Here is a 21,936-nt window from a genome sequence, read left to right as displayed (position 1 = left end):
AAACTATGAAAAATTTACGAAAGTATGCACTGACGCTTATGTTAGCTACAGTTGCATCAGCCTGCTATGCGCAAAAGGCAAAAGAACTGCCAGGTATAAAGTCGAACTCCGACAGCTATACTTATGTAGTAAATGACACCGACAGGCGCTCTGACTGGAGACTATCTTCAGGTACCAAGCCAGCCAGGTTAGAGGTGGAGTGTAAACAGAAGGTAAATAAAGTAGGTCTCATAACAGATATAGATTCTATCTTCTTTGATATCAAGGTCGGTGAAACGGTGCGGCTACATATACTGCAGGCGGGTAAAGAAAAAACACTTGCCGAGATTGTGGGAGTGCCGAAGAACGTGAACTTCACAAAGAAGTATATAAGCGAGCATCAGGGCAAGTTCAGCGTGGAGGTGCCGGAAGTACATGAACTAGCAAACATACTGGTAGCTATATCCAGGGTTGGGCAGCTGGACTCTAACATGGTGGATATGACCACGCCATACTATAAAGAAGTAATGGCGCATTTCTCTCGTTACAAAAACCACCCGGTAATGGATGTGGTTAACAAGCATATTATCGAACCATTCGATACCGATAGCTACTGGTATTACTATGGCATGAAAATGAATGCCTGCGCCTATGTGTTCGATAAGAAAGGAAACATCAAAAACGAGGGTGTAATACGGAAGATGGGCTTTAACTATCCTGGAGATCCAATACTTGCTAACCTTGCATTGATCGAGGACTTTGCCAGAAAGTCTGGCTTCAGAGAATTTTACAAGCAGCACCAGCCATACTATCATGAGCTTGTACAGCTGTATCGCTCTCAAAACCCAATAGACCAGCAGCAGGAGTGGCTGGAAGAAAAATTCGGGTTCAAGTATGGTAACTACCGTGTTACATTCTCGCCGCTGGTAGGGGGCGCTCACTCAACCATGAGTTTTGAAGACAATGGTTTCAGCCAGACAGTAATGTTCGTAAACCGGGCAAAACTCAGCTTAAAGTATAACGCGAAAGTAAATGAGATGAGCAATACGCGTGTGGTATTTACAGAGATAGACCACAACTTTGTAAATCCGGTTGCAGAAAAGTATACTAAGCAAGTAAACCAAGCATTTGTAGACAGAGCAAAATGGGTAAACGATGATATTTCGGGTGCCAGCGCTTATGCTTCTCCTGACCATGTTTTTCAAGAATACATGACCTGGGGCCTATACTCACTGTACTGCCTGGATAAGTTCTCAGCGGAAGACAACGCCACCTACATACCCAAAATGGAGCGCCAGATGGAAAAGAGCAGAGGCTTTATTCGGTTCGGTGATTTTAACCAGAAGCTGATCTCACTTTACAAAGAGAACCCGAAGATAAGTATAGATGAGTTATTTGTTGCCATGCTGGATTGGAGCAAAAACCTGCAGGCAAAACTATAAACAATTGAAACCTGACACTACTTTTTAATGTTACTAAGCTAGAAAACAGATAGAAGTATGCCGGAAATTACATACATTTGTGGCATACTTCTTGAAATATAAACAACAAGAATTCGTTCTTTATTTATTGGGGATGACCGGAATTGACAGCTTGTGCAGATTGCGTGTAAGCATGTCGGGTGATGAACGTGCCACCTGTTAAAAATTCGTTCGAACAATAACTGGCGAATCTAATTACGCCATGGCTGCTTAATCTAGGTATTAAGCAATTGCCATAGTCTCGTGCAGGTTTCGTGAAACTGCTTGCACATCAGAGGCTTCGATCCGTTTTACTAGTTTGTGTAAAGGTGCGGTGCACAGGCGAAATTAAGCATCTAAGGAGTGCGCATAGGCTTGACCTAGGCCCGCAAGCTCCCGACAACCCAACTAGCGTCTAAACATGTAGAAGGCACGACGGTTTCCTTGTCTGGACCAGGGTTCGAATCCCTGCATCTCCACTATTAAGTATAAAAGCGCCAGCTGACATTGTGTCGGCTGGCGCTTTTTTGTGCTCAAGCTAGTTGATACAATTATTTGAAGTATTACTTGCGCTTTAATTTTGTTGCTCAATGGCTGCCAGGCCATATGTTGCAAGCCAATTTATTTATTTTGAATTTACCACGTTTGTAGTAACTTAATACATTGGGAGCAAGTATTGTATAAACTCATTCAAAAGCCGATTACAATACCCTTAAGAACACCCTATTATGATGAGTTTAGTAGAAGACAAGCAAACGCTTTTTAGCGAAGTTGAGAAAGATATTTCGAGCCAGGGTTTTACCATAGAAAATAAAGACCTGAGCAGGCCTTGGGGTGGCTTTTTTGTTATAGCAGAAGAGCAGGCTCCGCGCTTTGCCGAAGTATACTTTAGCCAGGTACCCGTTGAAGATTTGAAAATAGCAGGAAAACTAAGCCCTAAAATATTGGTAGTTGCCCCTGATAAAAGGCTTTCGTGGCAGTACCACCACCGCCGCGCCGAAATATGGAAGGTTTTACAAGGCGAGGTAGGCGTAGTAGTAAGCGACACCGACGAGGAAGGCGAACTACAGAAATTAACGCCTGACAATATGATTACCCTTAAGCAGGGAGAACGTCACCGTTTAGTAGGCTTAAATGACTGGGGTGTGCTGGCAGAGATCTGGCGCCACACCGACGCGCAGCAACCTTCAGACGAGGAAGACATTGTGCGTGTGCAGGATGATTTTGGCAGATAAACACAAAGGTATACTAACACAAAGGGCCTCTGATTTCAGAGGCCCTTTGTGTTTTATATGCTTTAAGAATACTACAATCCGAATATGCCTGGTAACCAAAGACTCAGTGCAGGTATATATGTTACCAACAGCAAAGCCAGTACCATGGCAATAAAAAGCGGCACCAATGGCTTAATGACTTTACTAATGCTGATATTAGCCACGCCGCAACCCACAAACAATACCGAGCCAACCGGAGGCGTGCACAGGCCAATACACAAGTTAAGCACCATCATAATTCCGAAGTGAACAGGATCAACGCCTAATGCCGTAACTACCGGTAAGAAGATCGGTGTGAAAATAAGCACTGCCGGTGTCATGTCCATAAAAATACCCACGAACAGCAGGATCAGGTTGATGATAATGAGCACGATGATCTTATTGTCACTAATAGAAAGCAAGGCTTCACTTACACCCTGCGGAATATTCTCAAAAGACATTACCCACGACATCCCCATTGAAGTACCGATCAGCAGCATTACGATAGAGGTGGTGATCACCGTGTTAATAAGGATCTCGGGCAGGTTCTGGATTTTGATCTGGCGGTAAACCACCATCGATAGGATCAAAGTATAAAGTACAGCTATGGCCGATGCCTCTGTAGCCGTAAACACACCAGCTATAATACCTCCGATTACCACAAAAAGCAGGAATAAACTTGGCAGGGCATCAAAAAACTTCTTGATCACTTCCTTAAGAGAAGTTCTGTCGCCAACCGGGTAGCGCTGCTTAAACGAGATAAAACCAGCCACAAGCATTAGTGCTAATCCTAAAAGTATACCTGGCACATAACCAGCCACAAACAAAGCAGCAATAGAAACGCCACCGCTGGCAAGCGAATAAACGATCAGGATATTGCTTGGTGGGATGATCATGCCTGTAGTCGCAGACGTGATGTTTACCGCCGCACTAAATGGCCTGGAGTAACCCTCTTTTACCATGCGCGGGCTCATGATACCGCCAATGGCAGAGGCAGCAGCTACAGCCGAGCCGGATATAGCCCCGAACAGCATACAGGCAATAATGTTAACGTAAGCTAAACCACCTGGCAGCGTGCCAACCAGTGCCTTTGCAAAATCAATAAGTCGGGAAGCAATGCCGCCCCGGTTCATAAATTGCCCTGCAAGTATGAAAAAAGGTATAGCCAGAAGTGCAAAACTATCCAAACTGGTGGCCATTCGCTGGGCCATGGTAGTAAAGGCGGCGTCGGGGGCTATACTTACCAGCATAGTCAGCAAGGCCGCCACGCCAATAGAGAAAGCAATGGGCACACCAAGTATAAGGAGTACTACAAAGCTGAAAACCAAAACGATTACTTCAAGAAATTCCATAATGAGGTTAGTAGTAGGCGAGTGTAATGAGAACAGGTTTAGGCTTGTTAGTAGTCTTCTTTATCATCTACCTCAACCAGATCAGGCTTGATCAGGAGGTTTGATATGCTATAGTATACAATCAGAAGTCCGCTGAGCGGAATAGCAGTATAAATATAACCCAATGGAACATTTAAAGCTGCCGATGTCTGGTTTAGCGTAAGTGTGATGTATACAAGTTTAGTGCCTCCCCACACCATAGCAAACAGCGCAAACAGCGCCACTACAGCACTGATCAATATGTTCAGTCTGGCTTGTTTTACACCTTCCAGCTTTGATGGCAGAATATCAATAGCCAGGTGCATTCTTTTGCTGGCAACATAGCTGGCACCCAGTAATCCTACCCATATAAGCAGGAAACGGGCAATCTCATCGGTATAAGAACTTGGCGACTTTAAAACATACCTGGATGCCACCTGCCATAACACGTTTATCACCATGGCAGACATGAGCACAATCAGCAGGGTGAATAAGGCCTTGTCTATAGTTTGTCTAAGTTTCATAATCAGGGGATTAGGTATTAGCGTTTGCCTAACTGAGTCTGGTTGTTGGTGCCTCTTATGCGCTGGATCAGTGAGTATACTTCTGGCTCGCTTTTGTAGCTTTCATACAGTGGCTCTACCAGTTTGGCGAAAGGCTCTTTATCAGGAGTAGTTACTGTAACACCGGCTTTTTTGATCTCAGCAAGTGCATGTTCCTCGGCTTCCTGCCACAACTGGCGCTGCACTACCGCAGACTCATCCACGGCTTCCTGCAGCCATTGCTGCTCCTGCGGGTTCAGGCTTTCCCATACTGTGCTGCTGATCAGCAGAATATCGGGGACCATGGTGTGCTCATTAAGAGAGTAGTACTTGGATACTTCGTAGTGGTGCGAAAGGTAAAAACTTGGGGTGTTGTTTTCTGCTCCGTCAACCACGCCTTGCTGTAAGGCCGTGTAAAGTTCGCCCCAGGAGGTTGGGGTGGCGGCGCCGCCAAAGCTTTTTACCATGTTAATGGCGGTAGGGCTGGCCTGCACTCGTATCTTAAGGCCCTTCAGGTCTTTTGGCTCGTTTATCTGCCTGTTGGTAGTATAAAAGCTTCTGCTGCCGGCATCGTAGTAGCAAAGGCCCTTTAACCAGTAGGGCTCACCTTCTGTAAGTAAAAACTGACCTACTTCTCCCTCCAACACATTGTAGTAATGCTGCTTGTCTTCGAAAATGTAAGGCAGGCTAAGCACTTTAAAGTTAGGAGAGAAGCTTTCCATAACAGCAGCCGATACTTTGGTCATACCCAGGCTGCCAATTTGTAACAGCTCCACGCACTCGCGTTCACTGCCTAACTGCCCGTTGGAGTAGATATCCACCACCAGCTTACCGCCGGATTTCTGCTCTACTTTTTTGGCCAGCTCCACCATAGCAAGGTGTACCGGGTGAGTAGTTTCCAGGGCATGGGCCAGTTTAATTTCCTTCGTATCCGATAGCTCTCTGCACGACTGCGTAGCCAGTACAGAAAACAGAGCTACAATGCCCAGGAGTACTTTTTTATACTTTGTAGTAAACATATGCTTACTATATTTTAAGGTTAGTTGCACACTCCAGGCGGAGTGTGCTTAAAGTTTAGTAGTAGTTTGTAAGGTTTATATTATGCGCTTACCGGAGTTCTGCACTCCTGCACGAGGGTTATTGCCTCCTGCGTTAAGTTGTATAGTTCGTCGTACTGTTGGCCAGCCATTATTTCTTTACTTATAAGTTTGCTGCCCATGCCTACTGCGCATACACCGGCTTTAAACCAGGTACTTATGTTCGTTCTGTCTATCTCCACGCCGCCTGTTGGCATAAACAACTGGCTCGGGAACAGCTCTTTGATAGAAGAGATGAAAGCAGGGCCCAGAATATTTGCCGGGAAGATCTTGATCAAAGCTGCGTGGTGCTGTTGCGCTGTATGCACCTCCGTTGGGGTAAAGCAGCCAGGTACCCAGAGCAAGCCCGCCTCTTTCACTAAATCTCCTACAGCAGGATTCACTATCGGGCAAACAATGTAATCGGCACCAGCCTTAATAAAGTTATTAGCCTCTTCTGTGGTTTTAATCGTGCCGATACCCAATTGCAGGTCAGGGCAAACTGTCTTTAACTCAGCTTTAAGGTAAGTAAAATTATCTAAAGCGGAGGCACCACGGTTGGTATACTCCAGCGTGCAGATGCCAGCTTTGTAAAGCGTTTTAATGATCTCAAGGCTTACCTCCGCGTCCTGGTAAAAGAACAGGGGTAGTAGGCCTTGCTGTAGTATAGCCTGTAGTGCTTCGTCTTTCTTTTTCATACTTGCGAATTTATACTTTATCGCTGCAGCCTTCCGGAAGTGTCTCCGTTCAGCAGTGTCTCTACCTCTTCAACTGTCGCCAGGTTTGCATCCTCTAGTATGGTATGCTTTAATACAGAGGCTGCCACACCAAAATCCAGAGCTTTCTGGTTGTCCTGATACTCAAGCATGCCGTAGATCAAGCCGGCCATAAACGCATCGCCGCCGCCAATTCTGTCAACTATCGGGTTAATATCGTAGGTGGTAGTGTGAAGCAATTGGCTGCCGTCGTACAGCATGCCGGAAAGGGTGTTGTGGGATGCGCTTATACTTCCACGGGTGGTGTTCACGATCTTCTTCACCTTAGGGAAACGCTCCATGATCTGGCTGAACACATCGATGTAAGAAGTATCTTCGTCAGGTTCATTAGAGGTTATTTTCAGGATATCCTTTGCATCGCTTTTACCGGACACAATCAGGTCGCAGCCGGCAATTAGATCAGGCATTACTTCGCTTGCTTTTTTGCCATACTGCCACAGGTTTTTGCGGTAGTTGATATCGGCAGACACGGTAATACCTTTGCTGTTGGCAACCTCAATGGCTTTTTTGCAACTGGCTGCCGCGCCTTCTGAGATGGCCGGTGTGATGCCTGTCCAGTGAAACCAGCTGACGCCATCCAAAGCGCGTTCCCAGTCGATCATTTCTGGCTGCAGATCAGCAAAAGAAGAACCAGCACGATCGTAAATTACTTTACTGGCTCTTACGCTGGCGCCTGTCTCCAGGAAGTATAAACCCAAGCGATTGCCGCCGTATACAATGTGCTGCGTATCCACGCCATACTTACGCATCAGGTTAGTAGCAGCGCGGCCTAGCTCGTTATCCGGGAAACGTGTAACGTGGGCAGCACCCATGCCAAACTGAGCCAGCGACACGGCCACATTTGCCTCGCCACCGCCATAGGTCACATCAAAGGCATCAGACTGTATAAACCGGGAAAAACCAGGCGTAGACAATCGCATCATCACTTCTCCGAAGGTTACTACTTTGTTCTCCATCTTAGAAGTTAAAGTATGATTTAGCGTTATTGTAACAGATATTCTCCACCATCTGGCCGAGCCATTTCATTTCGCTTGCCGGTAATTCGCCGTTCTCCACGTCGTTACCGATCAGGTTGCATAGAATTCTGCGGAAGTACTCGTGGCGTGGGTAGGAGAGGAAGCTGCGTGAGTCGGTAAGCATACCTACAAAGCGGCTCAAAAGGCCCATATTTGATAGCGCGTTCATCTGGCGCTCCATACCGTCTTTCTGATCGAGGAACCACCATGCAGAACCGTACTGTATCTTACCTGGTGTGCTGCCGTCGTTAAAGTTACCGATCATGGTAGCGTAAAGCTCGTTCTGGCTCGGGTTCAGGTTGTAAAGTATGGTTTTGGCTAGTTGATTTGAGTTATCCAGCTTGTCCATGAACTTGGCCAATGAGCTTGCCACATCAAAATCGCCGATAGAGTCGAAACCGGTATCCGGGCCAAGCTCGCGCATCATACGGGTATTGTTGTTGCGCAACGCTCCCAGGTGGAACTGCTGTGTCCAGCCTTTCGAGTGATCAAGCAGCGCCAGTTCTACCAGCATCGCCGATTTATACTTTAGCGCTTCTTCTTTTGTCAGGGATTGGCTGTTCAGCGCCTTCTCAAAAATTGCACTTACTTCTTCTGTAGTATATTCTGCAGTATAAATTGTCTCCAAACCGTGGTCAGATAAACGGCAACCATTCTCATGGAAGAAATCATGACGTTGCTTAATGGCTTCGATCAGGCTGCCATAGCTGATTATCTTTACACCTGATGCTGCTTCCAGCTTCTGTAGGTATGGCAGGAACACTTCCTCGTTGTCGATAAAAACAACTTTATCAGCGCGGAATGTTGGCAGTACTTTTACCTCAAAACCATCGGCTTTAACTTTCTGGTGATGCTCCAGTGTATCAATCGGGTCATCAGTGGTGCAGATGATCTCCACGTTCATTTTGCGCAGGATGCCTCTTACGCTGAACTCGTCTGTCTGCAGCATCTCTGAGCAGTAGTCATAAATTTCGCGAGCAGTTTCCGGCTTCAGGATCTTTTCGATACCAAACGGACGCTTCAACTCCATGTGTGTCCAGTGGTACAATGGGTTGCGCATGGTGTATGGCACTGTCTCTGCCCACTTCTGGAATTTCTCAAAATCAGGTGCATCACCGGTGCAGAATCTTTCTGGTATACCGTTGGTGCGCATGGCTCGCCACTTGTAATGGTCACCTTCGAGCCAGATCTGGGTCAGGTTCTTAAACTTGCGGTCTTTGGCAATATCTTCTGGCGAGAGGTGGCAATGGTAATCGATGATGGGCATGTGCTTAGCATGCTCATGGTATAGCTTGCGTGCCGTCTCTGTTTCTAATAAGAAGTTCTCATCCAGAAACGTTGTAGCGGTATATGTTTCTTGTTCAGGAGTAATCATGTTGTATTATACTTTATACTTGACCTAGACTTTTTAAAGCCGGCCATCAACTACCGGAGGTAGCTGATGGGTTTTCAGGTGGTCGAGGCCTGCGGCTTTTATACTTTATACTTGTGTTGTCTCTTCTCTTTTCTCTGCTTGCTGTAGCACTTCCAGTTGCTGAGTTACCAGCTCTACCAGGCCTTCTATCTGCGTTAGATCTGTGCCCCAGAAATCAGTTTTAGCCAATACCGCTTGAGTTACCTCTTGTGCGTTATCGCTTTGCCATACATTCTCAAAGAAGCTAAGTACCTCCGGCGTATCGTTCAATGGAATTACCTCACCATTATACTCGCCTTTGTAGAAAAGTATAAGCGCCGCTAATGCATGCAACAAGCGTTGCGGCAACTCATTTTTTCGGTTGATATACTCTAGCACAGATGGCAGCACACGCACTTTATACTTTGACACCGAGTTCAGTGCTATCGTGATCAGCTCGTGGCGGATAAATGGATTCTGAAAACGCTCTATTACATCGTTGGCAAACTGCTCCAGCTCTTCTTTAGATAAATCAAGCGTTGGGGTAATCTCTTCGAAAATAGCTTCGCGTATAAATTTGCCTGCCTTAGGGTCTTCGACAGCCTCACGAACAGTGCGAAGTCCTGCCAAGTAAGCAACAGGCACTAAAGCAGTATGAGCTCCGTTCAGTATGCGAACTTTGCGGGTACGATAAGGTGTGAGGTCTTCTACAAACTTCACATCCAAGCCAGCTTTATCAGTAGGGAAGGCTGTTTGGACTTGGGTCGGCGCCTCTATTACCCACAGGTGGAATGGCTCTGCTTTTACTACCAGGTTATCTTCAAAACCCAGTTCCTCTTGTATCTCTTTAATGTTCTCTTTCGGGAAGCCCGGCACAATGCGGTCAACTAAGGTATTGCAGAAGGTGTTATGAACATTGATCCAGGTGCTGAACTCCTGCGGCAGATTCCAATGCTTTGCATACTGAAGTATAGCTGCTTTCAGTTCCTCACCGTTCTTCTCGATCAGCTCACACGGAATAATGTTCAGCCCTTTATCAGTTGCTCCATTAAAGTGCTGGTAGCGGCGGTACAATAGCGCCGTTAACTTACCCGGAAAGCTAGCCGGTAACTTCTCCATACTTTTATCTGCTGCATCAAAGGCAATTCCGGCCTCTGTTGTGTTTGATATGACAAACTCCAGATCCGGGTTTTCGGCTAATTCTAGGTAAGCATTATAATTTTTATATGGATTGGTGACTCCTTCTACGCAACTGATGAGGCGGGTAACCTGTGTTTCTTTACCATGCTGTATGCCGTTCAGCAAAACATGGTATAAACCCTCTTGCTGCTCGAGCAGGTGCACAATACCAAACTCCAGAGGCTGTACTATGTGTACGCTTCCGTTAAAGTTTGTCTGCTCGTTTAAAACGTCGATCATCCAATCCACAAACCCGCGCAAAAAGTTGCCCTCTCCAAACTGCAGCACTTTTACAGGCTGCTTCATCAGTATACCTGCTGTGTTTCGATTCAATGTCCTCATCATTCTGTGTAATTAATCAGATTACCTGTAATATGTCTTTTGTTAGGATCGCCGTTAAAACAGGGTTTATACTTGCTGTGGTTTCTTATGAAATGTAAGTATAAATTTCTGAATCTGTGCAATCGATTGTACAACTTTTGAAAAATATTCCCCCTGTTGCATAACTTTTCAGATTATGGTAAAGGGGGAAAGTATAAAATTAGGTGTTAACCTTTCTTTAAAGAAGATTTCCGGATGATGATCTCTGGCATCAGTACAGTGCGTTGCGGCACAAATTTTTTATCTTTCAACTTAAACTGCTCAAAGAAAAGCTCTGCCGTAATATTACCCATTGTTAAGCTAAGCTGGTCTACAGTGGTTAAAGGCGGATCGGTAAACGAGGTAAAAGGTTCGTTGGAGAAACCCGCCAGGGCTACTCTATCCGGTATGGCTACGCCTCTTTCCTTTAGTACCTGCATGGCACCCATGGCGCCGTAATCACTTGCCGAGAAAATAGCATCAGGCAGTTCTCCGGCCTCGAAGAGCTTTTCCATACTTTGGCGGCCGCCTTCTAATTGCAGGTTACTTGATATCACCAGGTTTTCATCGAACGGAATACCATTGTCTTGTAAAGCATCGGTATAACCTCTTAAGCGCTCCCTGAAAATGCTGATCTTTTTTGGGCTGGTAAAATGGGCAATACGTGTGCAACCCTCCTTAATTAAGTGCTCTACAATTTTATAGGATGCCAGGTAATCGTTAATACCTACCTGGCTCACGTCCAGTTGATCGGTTGTTCTATCGAAAAGCACCAGCGGTAATCCAGAAGCCAGTACTTTTTTGTAGTGGCTAAAGTTCTCCGTGTTCTTGCCAATAGAAGCGATGATGCCATCTACGCGCGCGCTAAGCAGGGCGTCAATGGTCTGTACTTCCTTTTCGTAGCTATCGTAAGTCTGGCAGATGATAACCTTGTAGTTCAGTTTGTTTGCTATTTCTTCTATCCCCCTTACCACCGAGGCAAAGAATGTTCTGTCAGCAGTTGGCACAATCACACCTATAATATGGCTCTTACCGTTACGCAGGGCAGCGGCAATGTTATTTGGCTGATAGTTCAACTGCTTGGCAGCTTTCAGGACAGCTTTGCGGGTTTCTTCGCTGATTCGCGGATTATTGTTAAGCGCACGCGAAACCGTAGAGGCTGTAATGTTCAGCTTCTCTGCGATGTCCTGTATCGTGATTTTTGTTTTAGTAGCCATTGCTTTTTATATAGGCTGGGGAAGAAGAAACGTTAAATTAATTATTCGTTTGCTGGTTTCCCAATTGTTGCTAAAATACCTCCATCCACATAAATAATCTGGCCATTTATAAAGTTGCTTGCTTTGCTGGCAAGAAACACAACGGTCCCACCTAAGTCGTCGGGGTCGCCCCAGCGTCCTGCCGGGGTTCTACTAATAATAAACTCATTAAACGGATGCCCGTCTACGCGTATCGGAGCTGTCTGGTCGGTGGCAAAGTAGCCCGGGCCAATGCCGTTTACCTGTATGTTATACTTAGCCCACTCTGTTGCCAGGTTACGCGTCAGCATTTTTAAACCGCCCTTTGCAGCCGCGTATGCTGTTACGGTATTGCGGCCCAGTTCGCTCATCATAGAGCAGATGTTAATGATCTTTCCTTCTTTTCGCTCTACCATATACTTGCCTACTGTTTTGGAAAGTATAAACGGTGATGTCAGGTCTACATCAACTACTCTTCTGAAGTCGGCTACATCCATTTCGAGGGCTGGAGTGCGCTGTATCATGCCGGCATTGTTCACCAGTATGTGTATCGGGCCTACTTCCTGCTCAATAAGGTCAATGTTTTGCTTCACCTGGGCCTCATCAGTAACATCAAAAAGGTAGCTGTGCACATCAAAACCATTCTGCCTGTAGTTCTGTATTGCCAGTTCCATTTTAGCAGGCGTATTGCCGTTTATTACCAGCGTAGCGCCTGCTCTACCCAGAGCTTTGGCCATGGCCATGCCCAGGCCGTGCGTGGCTCCGGTTACAAGGGCTACCTTTCCGGTTAAGTCAAAAAGCTCTTTCATACTTCAGGCTTACTTAAGATCAGTTGGGGCAACTTTATCCATATCATTGTAGTCCAGGTTTTCGCCGGCCATACCCCAGATAAAAGTATAGTTAGAGGTGCCCGCACCGCTGTGAATTGACCATGGCGGAGAAATTACTGCCTGGTTGTTCTTTACCCAAAGGTGCCTTGTTTCGTCTGGCTCGCCCATGAAATGGCAAACCACCTGGTCTTCCGGCAGTTCAAAGTAGAAGTATGCCTCCATTCTTCTGTCGTGGGTGTGGGCCGGCATCGTGTTCCAAACGCTGCCGGTCTTTAACTCTGTAACACCCATTTGCAGCTGGCAGGTTTCCACCACCGAGTTTATAAGCACTTTGCGAATAGTTCTGTGGTTGGAGTTCTCCAGGGCGCCAAGCTCTACTGTCTCAGCTTTGGCAAGCGATACTTTTTTAGTAGGGTAGTTGCGGTGTGCCGGGGCCGAGTTAAAGTAAAATTTAGCCTCGCCGTTTGCCGCCGGGTGAAACGTTACATCCTTCACGCCCATACCTATATATAAGGCCTCTTTCGGGGCAAGTATAAATTGCTGCCCGTCTACCGTTACGGCACTCTCCGGACCCACATTAATAATGCCCAGTTCTCTTCTGTCCAGGAAGTTTTCGGAGCGAAGGCTAGGGAAGGTTTCCAGTTTTACATCCTGGCTAACCGGGTTTGCCCCTCCAATTATCAGCCGGTCATACATAGAGTAAACCACATTAATGCCATTATCCTGGAAAAGGTCCTCAATCAGAAATGTTTCACGCAGTTTTGCCGTGTCATAAGATCTGCAGTCGGCGGGGTGGGTTGCGTGCCTTAAAGTGTACTGTATACTCATCGGGTTATGCTTGTTTTACTCCTTATTATATATGATATGCGCAAACGATTACACAAAGTTTGAAAAAGCTACTCCTGTCGCCTGTTAAATTGTAATAAACAATCATTCCAGCTCTTAATCTTTTTGCAAGCTGGAAAGTCTGTTTATTGGCAAATTGATAAGTATTTCATCACTTCAATGAAGTATTAACAAAATGCGGTGATCGGCAAGGCTTGGCTGTAATGATTTTATAAATCTACGAATTATCGAACTGTAAACAAATAATTAAAAATTTTTTATGCAAACGTTTGCACAAAGAAAATTTTATTCCTTACTTGATTAGGCAATAGGAGTATTGTGGCTGATCTGTGTCTGGAGTGCTTGTGGTAAAACAGGCAACAGGCGTGCAAAACTAAGACCACAGCATCATGCTCTTATTAAAGTGTAAAGTGAATAAATAGTGCCTGTAAGGGTGGTGTAGTTTGTAGCCGGCCTGCGGAAATAAAAAGTGTAATCGCAAATTCTGTTCTAAACCTCAAATATAACTGGCCATTTATGAAAGATATTTTACTTAAAAGGATGAAGTGCCTGCTTATTCTGCCTTTGTTCTTTGTCGCGATCACAAGTGTGGTAGCCCAAAGCCTTACTGTTACCGGGAAGGTAGTAGATGAGAAGGGTGCTGGGTTGCCAGGCGTAACTGTTCTCCAGAAAGGCTCTGCTACTAATGGCACCGCTACTAATGTTGATGGTAACTACACGATTACTGTGCCGAACAGCGGTGCAGTTTTGGTTTATACTTTTGTAGGTTACCAGCGCCAGGAAATTCAGGTAGGCACTAAAACCGCCATTAATGTAACGCTTGCCCCGGACCAGAAGGTGCTGGAAGAGGTGGTGGTTATCGGTTACCAGGAAGTAAACAGGAGAGACCTTACAGGTTCTGTGTCTTCTATAGGTTCCAAGCAACTAAAGGATATTTCGATCAACTCTGCTGCTGAGGCGTTAGCAGGTCGACTGGCGGGTGTGCAGGTTACTGGTTCGGAAGGTACGCCGGATGCTAATGTGCAGATAAAGGTACGTGGTGGAACATCTATTTCCCAGAACAACACACCATTATATGTAGTGGATGGTATTCAGGTTGAGAACGCGCTAAATGTGCTTTCTCCGCAGGATATTGAGTCTATCGATGTGCTGAAAGATGCATCGGCTACTGCTATTTATGGATCACGAGGTGCAAACGGTGTTGTAATCATTACCACAAAAGGTGGCAGAGAGATGAAGACCACAGTTAACTACTCTGGTCTTTTTGGCGTTCGCCAACTGGCAAACAAGCTGGAGGTGATGAACCCTTATGAATTTGTGATGTATCAGTATGAGCGCAGCCGCGGAAACTCATCTGCCGAGACTTCTTTCAGAAATACATACGGTATATTTGAAGACCTGGAATTATATAAGAACGCTCCGTTTGTAGATTGGCAGGACCAGGTTTTCGGAAGAGATGCCATGATGCAGACGCACAACATAAGTATAACTGGTGGTACATCCGAAACGCAGTTTAACCTTAGCCTTACCTCTAATAAAGAAGAAGGTATCATGCAGGGCTCAGACTTCGATAGAAAGTTAGTTAATTTCAGATTTGACCATAACCTAAGCAAAAAAGTAAAAACAGGCTTTAATGTTAGGTATAATAACACTGATGTAAACGGCGCCGGTACTGCTACAGCAGGTTCATCGTCTGTAAACAGGTTGCGCCATAGCATAAAGTACCGGCCTATGCTAATGGGAGGGCAGGGTTTGTTCGATTTTGACCAGGATTATGCTGAAGAAACCAACGCTAACAGTTTAGCTCTGGTAAACCCTCTTTTGCTGACTCAGGCAGAGTACAGGAATAACAGAAGAAACACAACCAACCTGAATGGTTACTTAAGTATTAACCTGACGAATTACCTTACAATTAAGAGTACGCTTGGTATAGATATGAATAAGTTTCGTACCGATGCTTTTAACGATTCTATCACTTCAGCTTCTAGGCAAAACGGTGGAGGGCTTCCGATTGCCTCTATTGACACACGCGACAGAAATGTTCTGACAAACTCGAATGTTATCACGTTCTCTAACAGCAAGCTTAAGTCTGATTTTCATACACGGAACAATATCAACTTCCTTCTTGGCCACGAGATCGTGAATGAGAAAAGTAACAGCTACTACATCGAAAGCCGCGAATTCCCATCTTTCACTCCTGTAAAAACGGCCTTAGCTAATATGGTGTTGGGTGCAAACCCGCAACTGCCAAGATCATTTGAAGAGGAAACCAAATTACTTTCTTTCTTCTCAAGATTAAACTATGCTTTTGATGACAAATATTTGGTGACGCTAACTATGCGAGCAGACGGATCATCGGTATTCAGTGAGGATAACAGATGGGGTTACTTCCCGTCAGCATCAGTTGCATGGCGCGTGCTAAACGAGAACTTTATGGAGCGTTACAAGTCTGTGTTTAACGACTTAAAGATAAGAGCTAGTTATGGTTCAGCTGGTAATAACAGAATTGACCCAAGCTTATTCCAGACACTATTTGAGCCAGGCGCCTTTTATGGTTTAGGTAACCAGCCTGTAACTGCTTTCAGACCTAATGAGCTAGGGAATCCATACTTACAGTGGGAGACTACAGTGTCTAGAAACGTGGGGCTGGATATGGCTTTCCTGAACAACCGTGTACAGGTAACCATTGATGCGTACAAAAACACTACAAAAGACCTGTTGGTACGTGTGCCAATAGACCCTACATCAGGGTATTCAAACCAAACGCAAAACATTGGTAACACTTCTAACAGAGGAGTTGAACTTCAGGTAACAGGTGTGCCGGTAACGAACAAGAATTTTACCTGGAATACTAATTTCAACATCTCATTTAACAAGAACAGGATTGATAAATACGGAATGGCAGACTTTGAGCTATTCCAGTCTGGATGGGCCGGATCAAATGCTCCTTTCGATTATGCGGTAGTTGTAGGTAAACCTGTCGGTACTATCTGGGGGCTTGTAAACGACGGCTTCTACGGAATAGATGACTTTAACTACGAAAATGGCATTTATACTTTGAAAGAAGGTGTTGCAAACAACAAGTCTGTTACGGCACTGGATCCGAAGCCAGGTGTTATAAAGTACAGAGATCTGAACGGTGATGGTATCGTTGATGATAAAGACAGAACAGTTATCGGGGATACCCAGCCAGAATTCTTTGGAGGTATAAACAACCAGTTAACTTACAAAAACTTCGACCTGAGCATATTTGTGAACTTCCAGTACGGCAACGATGTGTTGAATGCAAACAAGCTGGAGTTTACAAGTGGTTATACTGCAAATTCTAACCTGCTTAGCATGATGAATAACCGCTGGAGAAACGTAAATGACCAGGGGCAAGTAGTTACTGACCCAGCCGAGCTAGCAGCGCTTAACTCAAACGCATCCCTGTGGTCTCCGCTTACAACATCCACATCGTTCTATGTTAACTCATGGGCCGTAGAAGATGGTTCTTTCATCCGAATCAACAACATTTCACTGGGCTATACTTTACCTGCTAACCTGTTGGCTAAGGCCAAAATCAGCAAGCTGCGCGTGTATGGTACAGTAAATAACCTGAAAGTATTTACAAACTACTCTGGTTACGACCCGGAAGTGAATACACGTCGCAGTACGCCTATCACATCAGGAGTAGATTACTCGGCATACCCAAGAAGCCGCGCCTATATTTTTGGTGTAAATGTTACCATTTAATTTAAAAGTCTTTTCATATATGAGAACTACTAAAATATCTAAATTTATACTTAGTGCGCTACTCGCCGGTGGTCTTACCTTTTCGGTATCATCGTGTAAAGACTACTTAGAGACGGAGCCGGTTTCGCTGTTTGGGCCAGATTACGTTTTTAGTACCGTAAGCAGCGTTCAGAAGCAAGTGCTGGGGGTATATGCCTCACTTGCCGGAGATAACGGTTACGGAATCAGACTAAGCATGTACTATACTTTGGATGATGACCTAATGATGGGGCAAGGCGCTACGCCTTTCCCGGATAACGAAAGACGTGATATCGCACACTATACAGTGCAGCCAAGCAATACACAGTTGGCGAACCCTTTTAAACAATTGTACCAGGGAATAGAGCGAGCCAACAACAGTATCTACTATATTCCTAAAATGGAGTTGTACACCAATGGTACTGAGGCGCAGAAAAGAGAACTTCGTAGATTGCATGGCGAGGCCCTTACACTAAGGGCGCAGTTTTACCTGGAGCTAATCCGTAACTGGGGAGATGTGCCTGCCCGTTTTCTGCCTGCAAGTGTAGAAACAGAATTATTTTTCGGCAGAACTAACCGCGATGAGATATATGACAAGTTGCTGGCAGACCTGGAAGAAGCCGCTACACTGGTGCCTTGGAGAAGTGAGGTATCTGCTAAAGACGAGAGAATCACACAGGGAGCAGTTCGTGCATTGCGTGCCCGTATGGCTCTTTACAGAGGAGGATACTCTTTGAGGCTTAACCGCCAGATGGAGCGCGGTTCCAATTATCTGGAATACTATAAAATTGCCAGAGACGAGACTAAAACCATCATCGATCGCAACGACCACCGTCTGAACCCAAGCTTTGAGGCAGTGTTTAAAGACAACATTGCCGCCCAAAGGATAGAGCCAAACGGCGAAGTACTTTGGGAAGTAGCCATGGCCGGAGGTAGCAGCGCATTAGGCGATAGTAAATTAGGTTACTACAATGGCCCAAGGTTAAATGGGAGTATAGGCAATGGCGCTTTAACAATTCTGCCAACTTATTTCTACTCTTTTAACCCGAATGATTTACGCCGCGATGTAACAGCTGCACCTTACAATATCAGCGCTGCATCTATCATACAGCCTCGCACGCTGCAGACTATGGTAGACGGCAAATTCCGCCGCGACTGGATTCCGGGTATGCTTGCTTCCAATGCGCAGTATTTCGGGGTTAACTGGCCAATGATACGTTACTCAGATGTGCTGTTGATGTTTGCCGAAGCAGAGAATGAACTGAACGGGCCAACAGCTGATGCTTACGAGGCAGTAAACCAGGTAAGAAGAAGAGCCTTTGGGAAATCAGCAAATACACCGGATGTAACCGTAGACCTTGCAGGTGGCTTAGGAAAATCCGATTTCTTTAACGCAGTTGTACAGGAAAGAGCCTGGGAATTTGGCGGTGAAGGCATTCGTAAGTATGACCTGATCAGGTGGAACATGCTGGGCCAGCGCCTAAGCGAGACAAAAGCTGCATTGGCTGCCATGGTTGCTAAAAAGGCTCCTTACGAAACACTGCCTTCTACGATGTACTTCAAAAATAATTCGACGAAAGTAGAGTGGGTTAATTCGCTTTATGCTCCTGTTCCAAGCCCTGCTCCATCTGGCGCTGATATCGGAAGTATAGCATGGGTAGGCAATGGTATCACAAATACCATACTTACTTATTATGCAGTTGGCTTTACCCCTAACAAGAGCGAACTAATGCCTTTGCATACAACAGTAACTGATTCGAATCCGAGCTTGAAACAGGAGTATGGTTACTAATTAATTCATGATGATTACGGATATGAAAAAAAGATACAACAACACAGTACTGACAGGCTTGTTTCTAACACTCCTGGTTTCTTTCACTACGATATCATGCAAGGATGATAAAGCCATGGAGGAGTTTCAGCCAGAACGTGTATTTACACCGGTAAATGTAAGAGCCACTAATGGAGAAACACAGGCCGTAATTCTCTGGAACCCGTCGCTGTTTACACAGGGTAAGGGGGCGACGTATACCGTAGAGGTATCTAAAGACCAGGAATTCAGCGTTATCGCTTTTACGATGCAGACAGATACGGCCCGCGCTGTCATCACTGATGAAAACGTAGAGATTAAGCAGCCTTATTTTGCCCGCATCAGGGCAAACGCTTTAGGCACGGCGGCGCCTTCTAACTGGATCATTAGCCCTGAGTTTAGAATAACCGGTGAGCAGATCTTCACAGCAGTGAATAGCCCTGACGTTAAAGACAAATCGGTTGTGCTGCGCTGGAGACAGACTGCAGGTTTAACTAAAATTGTGCTAACTACAGCGGGTGGAGTTGTAACAGAGCACCCTATTATTGCAGATGAAATTGCCGCAAGAGAGAAAAATATTACAGGCCTGACACCAAATACGCTTTATACAGCAGAGATTTTTGCCGGCACCAAAAACAAGGGCACAGTTACTTTTACCACAAAAGAGCCAAGTGCGTTTACTGTTACAGTAGCTACAGCTGAAGAGCTTATTGTCGCTATTGAGAATGCTGCAACAGGTGATGTTATTGGTCTGGAGCAAGGGGTTTATGATATCTCAGAGAACAGGACTATGATAACCAGTAAACACTTAACAATACAGTCAGTTTCTGGTAACCCTGCGAATACAACCGTGCACTTTAAAGAGATCACTTTAAAAGGATCTGGAGCAGGTGTTAAATTATCCGGCATCGCCTTTGACGGCACTAAAGGTAACGCTGATTATTTCTTAAACCTGACAGGCCTGAACTCTGATGGCGAAGCAGCCGATTTTACCTCTATTTTAGTGGAGAACTGCACCGTGAAGTATACAAACAATTGCTTTATGCGTGCAAACCGTGCGTCTGCCAACGGACATAAGATCGAAAGTATAACCGTTCGCAATACAGTGGCTTCAGTAAACGGCACAGGCTCGTACCATTACTTTATGATCGACAAACTGGAGTTCAAGAAACTGGAGATCGAAAACTCCACTATCTATAATTCTGGCAGGGCCCTAATCAGCTGGGCAACAAACATGAGTGTTCCTGCAAAGCCAACGATCACCATTAACCAGACCACGATCAACAACTTTGGCTTTAGCGGCAGAAATAACATACTGATGGATGCCAACGCAAATGCAATAAACTATACTTTACAGAACAGTATAGTAGCCAATGCGCCTAAAGACGGTACTGTGGGTACAAGCCTGTTGCGCGCTTCCACGGATGGCTCATCAAACATTACGGTTAACAATAACAACTTCTTTAAGTTAGTGGATGGTTCAGCGACACCTGTCGAGCTTACATTTCCGGCTTATGTGCAGCTGGTAAATAATAAATCTATTGATTTAGGATGGACTGGCAGCACGACAAACTTCTCGTTGCCAACTAACCCGGAAATAAGAACAGCCAGTACGACCAATGGTCCGATTGGTGACCCGAGATGGTGGTAACAAACTTTAAACTACTAGGGCAGCAACTACGGCTGCCCTAGTAGTTTACTTATAAGTTAATCCATTTTATACTTTGATTACAGTTTTCTGATTTCAAAATGAATATCGATAAATTGAAACTACGTGTGGCTTCTTTAAAAGTATGGTTAATCCTACCAATGCTTTACGCCGGTTTGGTTAGTGGGCAGAACCTGAAAAAGGAATTTCCGAAGTCGTTTCCAGTTAGCGTAACAAACCCACTGGCTGAAGCGCGTGAGAGTGTAGCCGTATTTATACCTGAGCAGGACATTAAAGCAGCAGGCGCAAACTTTAACCCGAAAGCATTTGTCGTACTGGATGGCAAAAAGGAAATCTCAAGCCAGTATAATCTGAAAGATGCCGAGCACAAAGGCATGGTGCTGGTGCTGGATAAGCTGAACGCAAAAGAGAAGCGCAATTTAACGGTTCGCTACAACGAAAAGGGCGAAAGCCAGCGCAAGTATACCAAACGTACGCAGGCAGAGATCTCACACAAAACAGGCGGCGAGTTTAAAGACAGGAAGTATATCGGTGGTGAGTTTGCTAATGTTGACTCATTGAATGTACCTGCCGAGCATACTGATCATTCTTTCTACATCCGTTACGAAGGCCCGGGTTGGGAATCGGATAAAGTAGGTTACCGTTTTTACCTGGACTGGCGCAATGCCACAGATGTGTTCGGGAAAACCACTCCGGATATGGTGCTGCAGAAGGTTGGATTAGACGGCTTTGATTCATACCACGAATACCAGGATTGGGGAATGGATGTGCTTAAAGTAGGCAAATCGTTGGGTGTCGGATCTCTGGCTATTGTAGACAAAGGCCAGGCCATACGTGTAGATAAAACAGACAATGTGGTAAGCAAAGTAACCGAGAATGGCGCTGTTTATTCATCAATACAAACTAACTACGACAACTGGAAAGTAGCAGACTTAACACTGGATGTACAGTCGCAGTTAAGTATACATGCAGGCACCAGGCTTACAGATTACCAGGTAACCGTAACTGGTGGCAAACCGCAAAACCTGAGCACCGGCCTTAACAAAGACAAAAACGCAAAGGTGTTAAACCATAAAGGCGACGCAAACAGCTGGGGTTACCTGGCAAGCTACGGCAAGCAAAGCCTGAATAACGATAACCTGGGTATTGCGGTGCTTTTTAGGCCGCAGGATTTCCAGGAGTTTACCACCGATGATAACAGCCATATTGTAAAGCTAACCCCAACAAATGGAAGGCTGCAATATTACTTTTTGTCAGCATGGGAGCTGGAGCCGAATGGTATCAAAACAGAAGAAGAGTTTATCAATTACCTGAACAAAACTGCCCGTGAGCTGGCCTCGCCGGTACAGGTAAGAGTTGCAGGCGGCAAACAGGCAAAACGCTAGCTTG

16 protein-coding genes and 1 other RNA gene are annotated in these 21,936 nt (G+C 45.4%); 7 read left to right on the top strand and 10 right to left on the bottom strand.

From position 1 onward, the window contains the following. The first annotated feature begins 5 nt into the window (after positions 1-5). The 3 genes from K0O23_RS05620 to K0O23_RS05610 all read left to right on the top strand — a co-directional run bounded on the left by K0O23_RS05620 (position 6) and on the right by K0O23_RS05610 (position 2,674). Positions 6-1,421 carry a DUF4932 domain-containing protein gene (locus tag K0O23_RS05620; protein WP_219876411.1) on the top strand — a complete coding sequence of 472 codons (1,416 nt, stop codon included), beginning with the start codon at positions 6-8 and terminating at the stop codon, positions 1,419-1,421. A gap of 129 nt (positions 1,422-1,550) precedes the next feature. Then, positions 1,551-1,921, top strand: a transfer-messenger RNA (tmRNA) gene (ssrA, locus tag K0O23_RS05615). Positions 1,922-2,167: 246 nt separating this feature from the next. Further along, on the top strand, positions 2,168-2,674 hold the full coding sequence (locus K0O23_RS05610) for a cupin domain-containing protein (protein ID WP_219876410.1): 507 nt from the start codon (positions 2,168-2,170) through the stop codon (positions 2,672-2,674). Between the two features lie 71 nt (positions 2,675-2,745). Here K0O23_RS05610 and K0O23_RS05605 read toward each other — a convergent pair whose 3' ends face one another. The 10 genes from K0O23_RS05605 to kduI form a co-directional block, all read right to left on the bottom strand. Continuing rightward, on the bottom strand, positions 2,746-4,044 hold the full coding sequence (locus K0O23_RS05605; protein WP_219876409.1) for a TRAP transporter large permease: 1,299 nt from the start codon (positions 4,042-4,044) through the stop codon (positions 2,746-2,748). A gap of 47 nt (positions 4,045-4,091) precedes the next feature. Beyond that, entirely contained in the window at positions 4,092-4,586 is a 495-nt protein-coding gene (locus K0O23_RS05600) for a TRAP transporter small permease (protein WP_219876408.1), read from the bottom strand. Positions 4,587-4,603: 17 nt separating this feature from the next. Next, positions 4,604-5,623: a TRAP transporter substrate-binding protein gene (locus K0O23_RS05595; protein ID WP_219876407.1), complete on the bottom strand. Its 1,020-nt coding sequence runs from the start codon at positions 5,621-5,623 to the stop codon at positions 4,604-4,606. 80 nt (positions 5,624-5,703) lie between these two features. Then, complete coding sequence (locus K0O23_RS05590) at positions 5,704-6,378, bottom strand: bifunctional 4-hydroxy-2-oxoglutarate aldolase/2-dehydro-3-deoxy-phosphogluconate aldolase (RefSeq protein WP_219876406.1); 675 nt, start codon at positions 6,376-6,378, stop codon at positions 5,704-5,706. 17 nt (positions 6,379-6,395) lie between these two features. Beyond that, the gene (locus K0O23_RS05585) at positions 6,396-7,412 is read right to left on the bottom strand and encodes a sugar kinase (RefSeq protein ID WP_219876405.1); all 1,017 of its coding nucleotides are present in this window, start codon (positions 7,410-7,412) and stop codon (positions 6,396-6,398) included. A gap of 1 nt (position 7,413) precedes the next feature. Then, complete coding sequence (gene uxaC, locus K0O23_RS05580) at positions 7,414-8,847, bottom strand: glucuronate isomerase (RefSeq protein WP_219876404.1); 1,434 nt, start codon at positions 8,845-8,847, stop codon at positions 7,414-7,416. 105 nt (positions 8,848-8,952) lie between these two features. After that, positions 8,953-10,386: a tagaturonate reductase gene (locus K0O23_RS05575; RefSeq protein WP_219876530.1), complete on the bottom strand. Its 1,434-nt coding sequence runs from the start codon at positions 10,384-10,386 to the stop codon at positions 8,953-8,955. A 206-nt stretch (positions 10,387-10,592) separates the two neighbouring features. Continuing rightward, complete coding sequence (locus K0O23_RS05570; protein ID WP_219876403.1) at positions 10,593-11,621, bottom strand: LacI family DNA-binding transcriptional regulator; 1,029 nt, start codon at positions 11,619-11,621, stop codon at positions 10,593-10,595. Between the two features lie 41 nt (positions 11,622-11,662). Next, entirely contained in the window at positions 11,663-12,448 is a 786-nt protein-coding gene (locus K0O23_RS05565) for a gluconate 5-dehydrogenase (RefSeq protein ID WP_219876402.1), read from the bottom strand. A 9-nt stretch (positions 12,449-12,457) separates the two neighbouring features. Continuing rightward, positions 12,458-13,297, bottom strand: a complete 840-nt coding sequence (kduI, locus tag K0O23_RS05560; RefSeq protein ID WP_219876401.1) for a 5-dehydro-4-deoxy-D-glucuronate isomerase — start codon at positions 13,295-13,297, stop codon at positions 12,458-12,460. Positions 13,298-13,831: 534 nt separating this feature from the next. Between kduI and K0O23_RS05555 the strand changes: the two genes are divergently transcribed. The 4 genes from K0O23_RS05555 (at position 13,832) to K0O23_RS05540 (ending at position 21,932) form a co-directional block, all read left to right on the top strand. Continuing rightward, a complete protein-coding gene (locus K0O23_RS05555; RefSeq protein ID WP_246596944.1) occupies positions 13,832-17,050 on the top strand; it encodes a SusC/RagA family TonB-linked outer membrane protein in 3,219 nt (1,072 codons plus the stop codon). A 19-nt stretch (positions 17,051-17,069) separates the two neighbouring features. Beyond that, a complete protein-coding gene (locus K0O23_RS05550; RefSeq protein WP_219876400.1) occupies positions 17,070-18,860 on the top strand; it encodes a RagB/SusD family nutrient uptake outer membrane protein in 1,791 nt (596 codons plus the stop codon). Between the two features lie 22 nt (positions 18,861-18,882). Beyond that, a complete protein-coding gene (locus K0O23_RS05545; RefSeq protein ID WP_219876399.1) occupies positions 18,883-20,529 on the top strand; it encodes a DUF4957 domain-containing protein in 1,647 nt (548 codons plus the stop codon). Positions 20,530-20,627: 98 nt separating this feature from the next. Next, the gene (locus K0O23_RS05540) at positions 20,628-21,932 is read left to right on the top strand and encodes a DUF4861 domain-containing protein (protein WP_219876398.1); all 1,305 of its coding nucleotides are present in this window, start codon (positions 20,628-20,630) and stop codon (positions 21,930-21,932) included. Positions 21,933-21,936 lie beyond the last annotated feature (4 nt).

The sequence above is a fragment of the Pontibacter aydingkolensis genome (genome assembly GCF_019443125.1).
GTDB classification, from domain to species: Bacteria; Bacteroidota; Bacteroidia; order Cytophagales; family Hymenobacteraceae; genus Pontibacter; species Pontibacter aydingkolensis.
Note: the sequence above shows the minus strand (reverse complement) of the source record. Positions and strands in the feature narration are given on the sequence as shown.

What these genes read in the sequence shown, in the direction of transcription:
- K0O23_RS05620 (WP_219876411.1), top strand. Translation starts at nt 6, where the DNA reads ATGAAAAATTTACGAAAGTATGCACTGACGCTTATGTTAGCTACAGTT.
- K0O23_RS05610 (WP_219876410.1), top strand. Translation starts at nt 2,168, where the DNA reads ATGATGAGTTTAGTAGAAGACAAGCAAACGCTTTTTAGCGAAGTTGAG.
- K0O23_RS05605 (WP_219876409.1), bottom strand. Translation starts at nt 4,044, where the DNA reads ATGGAATTTCTTGAAGTAATCGTTTTGGTTTTCAGCTTTGTAGTACTC.
- K0O23_RS05600 (WP_219876408.1), bottom strand. Translation starts at nt 4,586, where the DNA reads ATGAAACTTAGACAAACTATAGACAAGGCCTTATTCACCCTGCTGATT.
- K0O23_RS05595 (WP_219876407.1), bottom strand. Translation starts at nt 5,623, where the DNA reads ATGTTTACTACAAAGTATAAAAAAGTACTCCTGGGCATTGTAGCTCTG.
- K0O23_RS05590 (WP_219876406.1), bottom strand. Translation starts at nt 6,378, where the DNA reads ATGAAAAAGAAAGACGAAGCACTACAGGCTATACTACAGCAAGGCCTA.
- K0O23_RS05585 (WP_219876405.1), bottom strand. Translation starts at nt 7,412, where the DNA reads ATGGAGAACAAAGTAGTAACCTTCGGAGAAGTGATGATGCGATTGTCT.
- uxaC (WP_219876404.1), bottom strand. Translation starts at nt 8,847, where the DNA reads ATGATTACTCCTGAACAAGAAACATATACCGCTACAACGTTTCTGGAT.
- K0O23_RS05575 (WP_219876530.1), bottom strand. Translation starts at nt 10,386, where the DNA reads ATGAGGACATTGAATCGAAACACAGCAGGTATACTGATGAAGCAGCCT.
- K0O23_RS05570 (WP_219876403.1), bottom strand. Translation starts at nt 11,621, where the DNA reads ATGGCTACTAAAACAAAAATCACGATACAGGACATCGCAGAGAAGCTG.
- K0O23_RS05565 (WP_219876402.1), bottom strand. Translation starts at nt 12,448, where the DNA reads ATGAAAGAGCTTTTTGACTTAACCGGAAAGGTAGCCCTTGTAACCGGA.
- kduI (WP_219876401.1), bottom strand. Translation starts at nt 13,297, where the DNA reads ATGAGTATACAGTACACTTTAAGGCACGCAACCCACCCCGCCGACTGC.
- K0O23_RS05555 (WP_246596944.1), top strand. Translation starts at nt 13,832, where the DNA reads ATGAAAGATATTTTACTTAAAAGGATGAAGTGCCTGCTTATTCTGCCT.
- K0O23_RS05550 (WP_219876400.1), top strand. Translation starts at nt 17,070, where the DNA reads ATGAGAACTACTAAAATATCTAAATTTATACTTAGTGCGCTACTCGCC.
- K0O23_RS05545 (WP_219876399.1), top strand. Translation starts at nt 18,883, where the DNA reads ATGAAAAAAAGATACAACAACACAGTACTGACAGGCTTGTTTCTAACA.
- K0O23_RS05540 (WP_219876398.1), top strand. Translation starts at nt 20,628, where the DNA reads ATGAATATCGATAAATTGAAACTACGTGTGGCTTCTTTAAAAGTATGG.